At 58.2% G+C, this 12146-nt stretch carries 7 protein-coding genes; 5 read left to right on the forward strand and 2 right to left on the reverse strand.

What is annotated here, in order from left to right; genetic code table 11:
* The first annotated feature begins 175 nt into the window (after nt 1–175).
* Nucleotides 176–916 (forward strand): alpha/beta fold hydrolase, encoded by a 741-nt coding sequence (locus VEG30_06130; GenBank protein HXZ79490.1) that lies wholly within the window; start codon nt 176–178, stop codon nt 914–916.
* A 38-nt stretch (nt 917–954) separates the two neighbouring features.
* Here the strand turns inward: VEG30_06130 and VEG30_06135 are convergent, their stop codons facing one another.
* Nucleotides 955–2628, reverse strand: a complete 1674-nt coding sequence (locus tag VEG30_06135) for an AarF/UbiB family protein (GenBank protein HXZ79491.1) — start codon at nt 2626–2628, stop codon at nt 955–957.
* Nucleotides 2629–3231: 603 nt separating this feature from the next.
* On the opposite strand from VEG30_06135, the gene VEG30_06140 reads away from it, so the two are divergent.
* The 3 genes from VEG30_06140 to VEG30_06150 are packed head-to-tail and all read left to right on the forward strand — an operon-like array spanning nt 3232 to nt 9245.
* Nucleotides 3232–6405 carry an efflux RND transporter permease subunit gene (locus tag VEG30_06140; protein HXZ79492.1) on the forward strand — a complete coding sequence of 1058 codons (3174 nt, stop codon included), beginning with the start codon at nt 3232–3234 and terminating at the stop codon, nt 6403–6405.
* 33 nt (nt 6406–6438) lie between these two features.
* Complete coding sequence (locus VEG30_06145; protein HXZ79493.1) at nt 6439–7731, forward strand: efflux RND transporter periplasmic adaptor subunit; 1293 nt, start codon at nt 6439–6441, stop codon at nt 7729–7731.
* Complete coding sequence (locus tag VEG30_06150) at nt 7728–9245, forward strand: efflux transporter outer membrane subunit (GenBank protein ID HXZ79494.1); 1518 nt, start codon at nt 7728–7730, stop codon at nt 9243–9245. The genes VEG30_06145 and VEG30_06150 overlap by 4 nt, the downstream gene beginning before the upstream one ends.
* A gap of 55 nt (nt 9246–9300) precedes the next feature.
* Here VEG30_06150 and VEG30_06155 read toward each other — a convergent pair whose 3' ends face one another.
* The gene (locus VEG30_06155) at nt 9301–11523 is read right to left on the reverse strand and encodes a sigma 54-interacting transcriptional regulator (GenBank protein ID HXZ79495.1); all 2223 of its coding nucleotides are present in this window, start codon (nt 11521–11523) and stop codon (nt 9301–9303) included.
* 104 nt (nt 11524–11627) lie between these two features.
* Here VEG30_06155 and VEG30_06160 point away from each other — a divergent pair.
* On the forward strand, nt 11628–12146 hold a 519-nt coding region (locus VEG30_06160; GenBank protein HXZ79496.1), incomplete at its 3' end, for an aldo/keto reductase.

Raw genomic sequence — 12146 nt, forward strand, 5'->3', positions numbered from 1 at the left:
GGACGTGCCCTTGGGGATACCACCGGCACGTCCGTTCCAGCATCCATAGTTGCAGCAGGGCCGGTGGTGTGTTATTGAAGATAGTCACAGCCGGGTGACAAAAAAAGGGGCTAAGACACGGTCGTCTATGGCACCGCGCCAGGATAGGATCGCCGACGACGAAGCTGGCAGTAACATGCCAATCTGGAAGGAAGCGCTGTTTGGCGCCGAGCTCCTGCTGCTGCACGCTTCCCCGGTGTTTTATGGCATGGGTATTCCGCGAGGCGATAATTCCGGGGTGGTGGTAATCCCCGGCTTTCTGGGCACCGATCTTTATCTTACGCATCTCAGCTCCTGGTTAGGGCGAATCGGTTACCGCTCCTATGTCTCGGGTATCGGGCTGAATGCCGAGTGCCCCAACCTGCTGATCAAATACCGTTTGACGGCAACCGTCGAGAAGGCCCTCAAGCAGACACGGCGCAAGGTGCACCTGATTGGGCACAGCCTGGGCGGGGTAATGGCCCGTTCGCTGGCCGCACAGAGACCGGAAGATATCGCCTCGGTGATAACCCTGGCCGCACCTTTCCGCGGGGCGGTGATGCACCAGAGCATCAGCCGAGCGGCGTCTGCGGTTCGCCAGCATATTATCGATGTGCATGGGCGTGACGTTTTACCCGACTGCTACACCTCCCGCTGCACCTGCGACTTCGTCAACTCCGCGCGATGCGAGATGAGTGATGGGGTGATGCATACTGCCATTTACACCCGCGACGATGGGATTGTGGATTGGCGTTGTTGCCGCACGGGCGACAAGAAAAACGATTTCGAAGTATCCGGCACCCACATTGGGCTGGTTTTCAATCCTGCGGTGTATAGCATCGTTGCCGACCGGCTCAACCAAGCAGCGGTTGACGGCGACCGCGAGGCTTCCAGCTAGAATCCTTCAGCATGTTCCACTTCCCAGATGGATGCGCATCAAGATGGCGCACGCTGTGGCAGGTTGCCATTCGGGGGTGCCACGGGTAGGAACCGATCCAGCAGATTTTTTTCGCTTTTGAGCCAGAGACGGCTTCCATAGAGTAAGGCACTGCACTGGACTGTGATCCAGTCGGCGGTAGTGAGCGGGGAAGCGAACAGCTTGCGGTTGCTCAGCCAGCGGCGCGCAATATGCTGGGCCACAACCAGTCCCAAGGTGGAGCTGGAACCACCGATATCCTGCAGAATCCCATCCAGGGTGAACATCACCTTCGACAGCATGATCAAGGCCGAAGGAAAACGCACGCCGTGCATCGCAACCTCTTCCAGAAGTTGCATAGCATCGACGGCGCTGGGCAGACGTTTCAGGGGCACCTGGTCGAGAAAACGGCTGGCGCGGTCATGGATCATACGTCCCTGGCGGGAACGAGGAGGGATTCGCCTTTCCGCCAAAGTGGCGATGGCATGGGAAGCGCCGACCGGATCGCGCAGGGCAACCATCAGAAACAGCAGCGCCAGGTAACGGCGCTGGCTGCGGGTCAATTTTTCCCGCAGAGCCCAATCGATAAGGATTAATTCCCCCGAATGGCTGTCGTAGAGCAGATTGCCGGCGTGAGGATCGGCGTGAAAGAGGGATCGCTCGCCAGCGGCGAAGAGCGGTACTACGACCAGAGCCTCGATGAGCTGGTCGGCGACCAGGCCCCGACGCCATGCCGGCATGTGCACCACGGCGTCAGTGATCTTTGATCCGGTTTCTTCGGAAATCGCAGTGATGGTGGCAGTGCACAAGGGGCGGATCACGCGCGGAACGCGGACACTGCGAACTTGCCGGTACTGCTCCCAGGCTTCCAGCAGGGTTTTTTGCTCGCGGGGAAAATTCACTTCGTGCTGAAGAAGGCGCCGGACTTTTTTGAAGGTATCGGGAATCAAGCGCACCGCCGGCCCGTACTCGTGGTGTCTGCCGCCAAAGAACAGGGCAAGCTGGTGCAACAACTCCATATCCTCGCGGAAGTAAGCCGGAATATGTGGTTTCAAAACTTTGAATACACCGCGCTCGCGGTCCCCGCTTGCGGGATTGCGCCAGGTAAAGCGGACGACCGCGCTAACACTGGCTTCCGAGAGGATGGCAGGCTCGATCTTCACCGCATACTTCTCGAGCGCGGAGCCCAGTTGCTGGTGAATCAGGGTCGACACCCCGGCGAAATTCACGTCATGAATGCCATTTTCAAGCTCTGAGAGCGCCTTGCGCAGAGCGGGACGGAGATGGCGGTTCCGCGCTATTACCTGGCCGAGTTTTTGCAGGCCTGGCACCTTCGCAATCAGCAGCAGCAGACGTTTTTCGGCCCGAGTGCTGGCCGGCAGTTCAAGTTGTTCCAGGAGCTTGGGGGCGAGACGGTCATCCGAAAGGTGGCGGACTACAAACATCATGGCATCCCGCACCGGTGGGCGCCAGGCCACATATGCCTGTGGCACGAGTTGGTCGACTGGAACCAGGTGGTCGGCTATCCATGCTCCCATCTCGTTACGCAGTGCCCGGCCCATGGGGCTTGCCAAAGCGGCGGTAATAGTGGAGATGCGCTGCTCCCGCGTCGCGCCCGCGGGCAACAGGCCCGCGAGGGCCTGGCGCAGTTGCTCCGGCCGCAGCTTATCCAGGTCGGATGGAATAGAAGTCACTCCCGGGACAGGGAACGCGGATGGCGTCCGATGGTTAGAATCCGCTGCTCGGGTCCTCGACATATCTCTAGGCACGTCCATCGTAGTTGGTCAGCAGAGCGAACGCCAAGGATCGGCGAACACGAATGCACGCCAAGCCCGAAAAGGGATTTGCCCTCAGGCGAGAGCGAGCCGGATTCGGTGGGGTGGTGTGGGGAGGTGGGGGTGAGGGTGTGTGCGCAGTTTGTAATAGCAGCCGACGGTTGCAGCTTCTTACGTGAGGTCGGGGCGCGCGGGGAGCATGCAGCTGTCCCACGGCAGGACAATCCGAGATGAACAGAACGAGGCTATCGATCACGAGGTCGATAGCCTTGCGGCTTTACCCGCCCCTGGCGGTGCGTCGAAGCATCGACATCTGCCGACAGCCGCCAGCTACTTACCCGGGTTGAATTAGCAGGTCCTCCTTCTCCGTAATTTGAACAATTCGCAGTCGTTAGAGAATACGGCCGCACCGCGGGGCGAGTGGAAGAATGGATGCATTGGTGTGGTTAACCTGGGTGAGGATCGTAGACCAGAAAGTCTGTTTGGGACTTGCCCAGGCCTCTGAGGTGGAGGCCAGGGAAGATGTGGATTGTTCGACTCGCGTTACGCCGGCCCTATACGTTTGTGGTGGCGGCGATCCTGATTCTGATATGGGGCTGCCTGTCGATCTTTCGCACTCCGACCGACATTTTTCCCAACATAAATATCCCGGTGGTCAGCATTATCTGGAACTACACCGGTCTGAATGCGGAGGAAATGAGCGGCCGGATCATCTCGATTACTGAGCGGTCGCTGACTACCACGGTCGATAATATCGAACACATCGAGTCGCAATCGCTGAATGGCGTGGCCGTGGTTAAAGTTTTCTTCCAGCCGCACGCCAGCCTGGAACGGGCGATTGCGCAGATCACGGCCATCTCCCAGACCCAGCTGCGGCAGTTGCCCCCAGGAACGACGCCGCCGTTGGTCATCAGCTATAGCGCGTCGTCTGTGCCGATTCTGCAGCTCGCGTTGTCGGGCAGCGGACTTTCCGAGCAGCAGCTCAATGACTTGGGACTGAACTTTGTTCGCACCCGACTGATCACGGTAGAGGGAGCCGCGGTTCCTTATCCCTACGGAGGTAAGCAGCGCCAGGTGCAGGTGGACCTGGATACGACAGCGCTGCAAGCGAAAGGACTTTCGCCGCTGGACGTGGTGAATGCCATCAGCGCGCAGAATCTGATCCTTCCGGCAGGAACGTCGAAGATCGGCACTCGCGAATACGATGTGGATATTAATGCCGCTCCTAAGACTATAGCGGAATTGAACCGCATCCCGATCAAAAGCGTAGGCGGCACGACGATCTATGTTCAGGATGTGGCTTTTGTTCGCGACGGTTTTCCACCACAGACCAATATTGTGCGTGTGGATGGTTCACGAGCGTCGCTGTTGACCATTCAAAAAGCAGGGAATGCTTCGACGCTGGACATCATCTCGGGAATCAAGGAGCTGCTGCCGCAAATCAAAGCCGGTCTTCCGCCGCAGCTCGACATCCGTCCGTTGGCCGACCAGTCGCTGTTTGTGCGAGCTTCGATTCAGGGCGTGCTCAAAGAAGGAATCATTGCGGCCTGCTTGACCGGCTTGATGATTCTTATTTTTCTGGGCAGCTGGCGGAGCACGCTGATCATCGCGGTTTCGATTCCGCTTTCGATTCTGACTTCGATTGTCGTGCTGAGCTCGCTGGGCGAGACCATCAACATCATGACGCTGGGTGGGCTGGCGCTGGCGGTGGGTATCCTAGTTGACGATGCCACGGTAGAAATCGAGAACATCAACCGCAATATTGCTGAAGGGAAGGAAATTCAGCAGGCCATTCTCGACGGTGCACAGCAGATCGCCGTTCCCGCGTTTGTTTCAACTCTCTCCATTTGCATCGTGTTTGTACCGATGTTCTTTCTGGCGGGCGTGGCTCGCTACCTTTTTGTGCCCCTGGCCGAGGCAGTGGTATTTGCCATGCTGGCTTCGTATCTACTCTCTCGGACACTGGTTCCGACCATGGCCAAGTACCTGTTGCGAGGCCATGAGCAGGAAGCGGGACATATTCCGCCGGCGAATAGCCCGAATCCGCTGGTGCGGATGCAGGCTGCTTTCGAGATCGGCTTCGAGCGTTTTCGTGACCGTTACCATGCTGCACTGGCGGGCTGCTTGCGGCACCGGCGGGTGTTTCTGCTCGGCTTCCTCGCCATTTGTGTGCTCTCGCTGGTGGGGCTGGTGCCGTGGCTGGGCCAGGACTTCTTTCCCTCAGTAGATGCCGGCCAGTTCAAGCTTCACTTGCGGGCGCCGACGGGCACGCGCATCGAAGAGACGGCACGCTTATGCGATCTGGTGGAGCACTCGATCCGCGAGCAGATACCGCAAGACGAAATAGGCACGATTATCGACAACATTGGGTTGCCCTACAGCGGAATCAATCTCTCGTACAGCAACTCGGCTCCCATCGGCACAGCGGACGCCGACATCCTGGTGAGCTTGTCGCCCAAACACCATCCCACCGAAAAATATGTTCACGACCTGCGGCTGCGGCTGGCAAAGGAGTTCCCTGGAGTTGCGTTTTACCTCCTGCCGGCGGACATTGTGAGCCAGATTCTGAATTTCGGGTTGCCGGCACCGATTGACATCCAGGTCACGGGATACAACCTCGAAGCCAATCGGCAGTTCGCGGACAAGCTGCTGAGCCAGGTTCGGGAAGTGCCTGGGACTGCCGACCTGCGTATCCAGCAGCCATTCGATCAACCGAAGCTGCACATTTGGGTAGATCGCACCAAGGCAGAAGAAATCGGCTTCACGCAGCGGGAAGTTGCCCAAAACCTGCTGATATCGCTGAGCGGGAGCTTTCAGACATCGCCAACGTTCTGGCTCGATCCGAAGAACGGCGTCAGCTATTCCATTGCTACTCAGACGCCGCAGTACCGCGTCACCAGCCTGCAGGATCTCGAAAACATTCCGGTTACCGGACCGAATCCCAATGCGCCTTCCGAGATCCTGGGCAATCTGGCGGCGATCAACCGGGGAGCCGGGCTGAGCGTAGTCTCGCACTACGATATTCAGCCGGTGATCGATATTTTTGGTTCAGTGCAGGGTCGCGATCTGGGGGGAGTCTCGCGGGATATCGCCCGCATTGTGAAAGAGAACAGCCACGCTTTGCCACGCGGTTCGCGAGTGGTGATTCGCGGGCAAGTGCAGACCATGCGTTCCTCTTATGTCGGGCTGCTGGGTGGACTGGTGTTCTCCATCATTTTGGTCTATTTGCTGATCGTGGTGAATTTTCAGTCGTGGCTTGATCCCTTCATCATCATCTCGGCATTGCCGGCTGCATTGGCGGGAATTGCCTGGTTCCTGTTTATGACGCGCACGACTCTGAGCGTGCCGGCGCTTACCGGATCCATCATGTGCATGGGCGTGGCTACAGCAAACAGCATTCTGGTGGTGAGCTTTGCGACCGAGCAAATGGGCGAGGGCAAAGACTCGGTAGCGGCGGCTCTGGACGCGGGCTTCACTCGTTTCCGGCCGGTGCTGATGACGGCCCTGGCCATGATGATCGGCATGGTGCCGATGGCGCTCGGGTTGGGGGAAGGCGGCGAGCAGAATGCGCCTTTGGGCCGCGCGGTCATCGGCGGCCTGATGTTCGCCACGGTAGCGACCTTATTTTTTGTGCCAGTTTTTTTCAGCGTGCTGCACGGCTTACGCGGTCGCACAACCGAGGCCGCGGGGCAGTAAAAGAACGTCCCAATGCGGCTTCTGGAGTCAAATATGCTTGTGGAACCAACCGTAGAACGGCCGACGAGTGCGACGCCGAAGAGCGAGCTGAGGCGGCCGAATCATCCCCACCGGCGCTGGATCGTGGCAGCGATTGCGTGCGTTGTTGTTCTGGGAGCAATTGCGTACGGGGTGGTGCCCCGAGTGCGAGCCCGGCAACAGGTACGCTCGGAGACGGCGGAAATGGCTCTTTCCGTAGTGTCAGTGGTCCATCCGGAGAAGACCGCTCCCTCGGACGAGCTGGTGCTGCCGGCCAATGTTCAGCCTTATATAAGCGCTCCGATTTATGCTCGCACCAATGGCTATTTGAAGGGCTGGTACGCGGATATCGGGACCCACGTAAGAAAAGGCCAGCTGCTGGCGGAAATCGAAACCCCGGAGCTGGATCAGCAATTACAGCAGGCGCGTGCCAATCTGAATACCGCCCAAGCCAACTTGCAGCTCTCGGAGATTACGGCGAACCGGTACCAGGGTCTTCTGAAGACGAATTCGGTGGCGCAGCAGGATGCCGATAATGCCGTCGGCGCTAATAACGCGAACAAAGCGATCGTGCAGTCAAATCAGGCAAACGTGCGCCAGCTCGAGCAGTTGCAGGCGTACGAGAAAATCTATGCTCCCTTCGACGGCATCATCACGGTGCGTAATACCGATATCGGAGCGCTGATCAATTCCGGCAGCAGCAGCGTCCCCAATACGGAGCTGTTCCATATCGCTCAGCCAAACAGGCTGCGGGTGTACGTTGATGTTCCTGAAGCTTACGCCCCTTCCGCGAAGCCCGGACTGACAGCGGAGTTGACGCTGGCCGAGTATCCGGGGAGGCGGTTCCAGGGCAGACTGGTGCGCACCGCCGAAGCCATCAATCTCACGACTCGCACTCTTCAGGTCGAGATCGCAGTGGACAACCCGACTGGCACACTGCTGTCCGGCTCCTACGCGGAAGTGCACATGAAAGTACCGGCGCAAGCCTCGGCGTTTCTGCTGCCGGTGAGCGCGCTGATGTTTCGCTCTGAAGGTTTACGAGTGGTGACAGTGGGAGAAGGAAATCGTGTTCAACTGCGGCAGGTAACTCCGGGGCACGATTTTGGAGATCGGATGGAGATCCTTGCCGGATTGAACGCCAACGACTCGGTAATCGTGAACCCACCGGATTCCATCGTCGATGGCGAACAGGTCAGGGTTGCAACGCCCGCGCCGCAATCCGGGCAGCAGGCTCAAGGCGCCGCGCAGCAGCCGGGCGGTGCTCCGCAGCAGCAACAGGGCGGGCAGCACGCGGGAGGCAAACAGTGAAGAGCCTTTTCCAGCATGCCAAGTCCCGCTACAGATTCCACGCGAGCTGGCTCGTCGTGTTGTTCGGACCTCTTCTGCTCACCGGTTGCGCAGTGGGTCCGAAATATCAGCGACCCGCAATGGCGGAAGTTCCATCGCAGTATCTGGAGTCAGGCAACCTGAAAGTAGCACAGCCGAGCGACCAGATGATCCGCGGAAAATGGTGGGAAGTTTTTCAGGATTCGCAACTGAACGCGCTGGAAGGCCAGATTGAGGTCAATAACCAGACCCTAAAGCAGGCGCAAGCGCAATTCGCTCAGGCTCGCGCCATAGTTCGCTACAATCGCGCGGATTTTTATCCGACGGTGACCGGCGGATTCACGCCGACGCGCAACCGAATATCTGCCAACCGGGCTGTGAAAACGTTGTCGGGTCAAACTTACAACGACGTTCTCCTGGGTCTGGACGTCTCGTATGAGCCCGATGTGTGGGGTCGAGTGCGGCGAACGGTGGAAGCCAGCCGCGAAAATGCCCAGGCCAGCGCTGCGGATCTCGAGACGGTGAGGCTCAGTCTGCAGGCAGAACTCGCGATGGATTACTTTCAGATGCGCAGCCTGGATGGGGAAGAACAACTCTTGCAATCCACGGTTCAGACCTATCAGGAAGCTCTGCAGCTTACGTTAAACCGTTTTCACGGAGGGGTGGCATCCGAAGTGGATGTAGATCAGGCACAGACACAGCTAGAGACAACGCGAGCGCAGGCGATTGACGTGCAAGTGCAGCGAGCGCAGTTTCAGCACGCAATCGCGGTGCTGGCAGGCAAGCCTGCTTCCAGTTTCCAGTTGGCATTCTCTCCCTTGCAGGCGCCGCCACCGGTGATTCCGCCCGGACTGCCCTCGCTGCTATTGGAGCGTCGTCCCGACGTAGCGGGCGCGGAACGCAGGGCAGCGGCTGCCAACGCCAATATCGGGATTGCGCGCGCCGCTTACTTTCCGTTGATAAGCCTGAGCGCCTCGGGTGGGGTGGAAAGCGCCGCCATGAGCACGCTGTTTAATGGTCCCAGCGGCTTCTGGAACATTGGCGCTTCGGTAGTGCAGACCGTGTTTGACGCCGGGCGGCGTCGCGCGGCTTCTGATCAGGCCTATGCCGCCTACGATCAAAGCGCAGCGGCATACCGGCAGACTGTGCTTACAGCTTTTCAGGAAGTGGAAGACAACCTGGCGGCGCAACGAATCCTCGAGGACGAAGGCAAGACCCAGGAAGGAGCGGTGGCAGCCGCGCAGAAATTGCTGAATCAATCGATGACTCGCTACACCGGTGGTGTCACCACCTATCTGGAAGTACTCACGTCCCAGAGTACAGCACTATCCGACGAGCGGGTGGCGGTTCAGATCCTGGGGCGCAGGATGACGGCTGCTGTTCTGCTAATCAAGGCTCTGGGAGGGGGTTGGGATGCGTCGCAGCTGCCCACGTTCACCGAGGTAAGCCGCAGGCAAGCTCCCGGAAGAACCTCGACACAATCGGCAGCCAAGTGAGACGCAGCTCAACCTAGAGCAGAATTCCTTGAGAGTACGATGATCTATTGATGATCTATTCCGGTTGGCGCGGAATTCCCAGCCGCCGCATTTTGTAGATCAGAGTGGTTCGGGGAACTCCCAAACGGGCGGCGGCGCCGTCATTGCCGCCTAATACCCATTGAGTGTCGCGCAAGACTTCGGTGATGTGCTCCCGCTCCGCTTCTTCCAGCGTCCCGAAAGTCTTCGTCTTTCCTGGTGCCTTCTTGTGTATCGGCTTGAGTTCGCCGAGCGGAACATGCAGTTCCGGACCGGAAGATAGAATCACCGCTCGCTCAATCAGGTTTTGCAGCTCGCGAATATTTCCAGGCCACTCGTAATGAACCAGGGCCTCCAGCACTTCCTCCGGCACGTACTCGATTTTTTTGTTCATCTGCTCCGAATATACGGCTACGAAATGCTTGACCAGGTGCGGAATATCGACGGCGCGCTCCCGCAGTGCCGGCATCTTGATGGGGAACACATTCAGGCGATAGTAAAGGTCGGCGCGGAACTGATTCTGTTCCACCATGCGGGCCAAGTCCTGGTTGGTAGCGGCAATCAGCCTGACATCGACCCGAAGCGATCGGTTACTGCCCAGGCGCTCAAATTCCTGCTCTTGCAAAACGCGCAGAAGCTTGGGCTGCAGCTCGAGTGGAATGTCGCCGATTTCATCAAGGAATAACGTGCCGGTGTTGGCCAGTTCGAATCGGCCGATCTTTTGAGTAATAGCGCCCGTGAAAGCTCCTTTTTCATGTCCGAAGAGCTCGCTCTCCAGCAGGCCAGAAGGAATAGCAGCACAATTGAGCTTTACGAAGATGTGATCGCGCCGCGAGCTCAGGTTGTGAATGGCGCGCGCGATCAGCTCTTTGCCAGTTCCAGTTTCTCCCTGTATGAGAACGGTGGATTGCGCGGGAGCAACGGTTTCGGCCTGCTTCAGTACGCGCTTCAGGATGGCACTCTCACCCACGATTTCTTCGAAATTGTGTTCGGTGCGGATTTCATCTCGCAGGTAGAGCCGCTCGCTGGCTAACCGTTCCCGTGACTGGCTGAGCTCTCCGTACTCCAAGGCATTCTCAACAGCAATTGCCACCTGGGTGGCGACCTGGCAAAGGAAGTCGACATCCTGCTCGGCAAAGGCATTGGCTTTGCGATCGAGTAAGTGCAGGACGCCCAACTTGCGATTACGGCGAACCAGAGGCAAAAAGCATCCGGACTGGAAGCCTTCCGCCGCATTTGCCTCCATAGCAATCAAGGACAGAGTAGTAGGCGCGCTGCCCCAGACCAGAGGCCGCCCCGTGCTGTAAGCCGTGCCCGGACTGGAACCGTCGATGGGAAGCACCATGTCTTCGTGCAGGAAGCCGCGGGCATCGGGATAATCCAATCCCAGGATTTGCAAGTGAGTTCCCTCACTGTCGGGAAGTGATAGGCAGGCGGCATCACACTGCATCGCTGTCCGCACTTTGGCGGGAATTGCGCGCGCCAATTCGGATGGAGAAAGGTTGGAGACCACGGCGTTATTGACGTCTAACAGCAGCTTGAGATGGTCGCGCTCGCGAGTCACTTGACGCTGCAACTCTGTGGCTTCCTGATAGTTCAAGGCATTTTCCACGGCCAGGGCAACCTGCTCGGCGACGAGCAGCGGAAACTCCAAATCAGAATCGCTGCAGGCATCGGGTTGGCTGCTGCCAAGGGTATATGCGCCCAGGCGGCGTCGCGGCGTGGTCAAAGGGAAACTAGAGAAAGAACGAACGCCGTATTCCCGCAGGATACGTATGGGCCGGGCAAAACGAATTTCCCGATCGATATCAGGAACAAACAACGGGCGCTGGTTGTTCCAGACCCAGCCAGACGGTGATTCATCAATCGAAAATTCCATCCCCGGACGCAAATCGCCCAGCCCATCCGCCTCCACGACGTGCATACGCATGACGTTCCGCAGCGGGTCGTGCAACACCACACTTAGATAATGGAAATCGACCACCGAGTGGAGATGGCGGGCCAGGTTTTGAAATAGCTCGCCCAGATCGCGGTGGTAAGCGACTGCCTTGGAGATTTCCAAAAGCTCAGCATAGCGGTGAACTGCTACCGCGCCGATCTTTCCCGGATCACTTGTGATCGGAGGAATCTGCTCGAGGCGTTTGCCTCTCAGGTCCTGGGATTGGAGATTGAAGCCGGGGGTGTCGGAAGCTGTCGAGGTTTCGACTTTCGCCTGCCAGGCCATATGTATGTGACGCGCGGGCAAAGCCGCGGGATTCACTTAAGCTGATGAATTTACCGGAGGTTTACCGGCTATGGCGGCGGAGTTTCTAACTGGAAAAGCAGTTGCAATGGAAATGATTGCGAGCGGGGAGGTACTGAAACATGGAGAAACAAAGGCTGGGAAATAGCGATCTGGAGATTACGCGAGTTGGGGTTGGAGCGTGGGCGATGGGCGGAGGTGGCTGGGAGTTTGCCTGGGGGCCGCAGGACGATCAGGATTCTATTGCCGCCATCCACGAAGCCCTGGACCGCGGCATCAACTGGATTGATACCGCCGCCGTTTATGGGTTAGGGCACTCGGAGCAGATCGTTGCCCGGGCGCTAGAAGGACGAGCGTCTCGTCCATATGTGTTCACGAAATGCTCGATGGTATGGGATGGCAGCGGAACCATTGGTCACTCCCTAAAGGCTGATTCCATTCGTCGTGAATGCGAGGCCAGCCTGCGGCGATTGAAAGTCGATGTCATCGACCTTTATCAGATTCATTGGCCGAACCCGGACAGCGAGATCGAAGAAGGTTGGGGCGAGCTGGCGCGACTGCAAGAGCAAGGCAAGGTGCGCTGGATCGGGGTAGCGAATTTTAATGTGCAGCAAATGAAGCGTGCGCAGACGATTGCGCCG

The organism is Terriglobales bacterium, from assembly GCA_035624455.1.
GTDB lineage: Bacteria > Acidobacteriota > Terriglobia > Terriglobales > Acidobacteriaceae > DASPRM01.

Bases quoted from the DNA above. Each gene is read 5' to 3' on its own strand.
- VEG30_06145 (HXZ79493.1), top strand. From the start codon at position 6,439: ATGCTTGTGGAACCAACCGTAGAACGGCCGACGAGTGCGACGCCGAAG.
- VEG30_06140 (HXZ79492.1), top strand. From the start codon at position 3,232: ATGTGGATTGTTCGACTCGCGTTACGCCGGCCCTATACGTTTGTGGTG.
- VEG30_06130 (HXZ79490.1), top strand. From the start codon at position 176: ATGCCAATCTGGAAGGAAGCGCTGTTTGGCGCCGAGCTCCTGCTGCTG.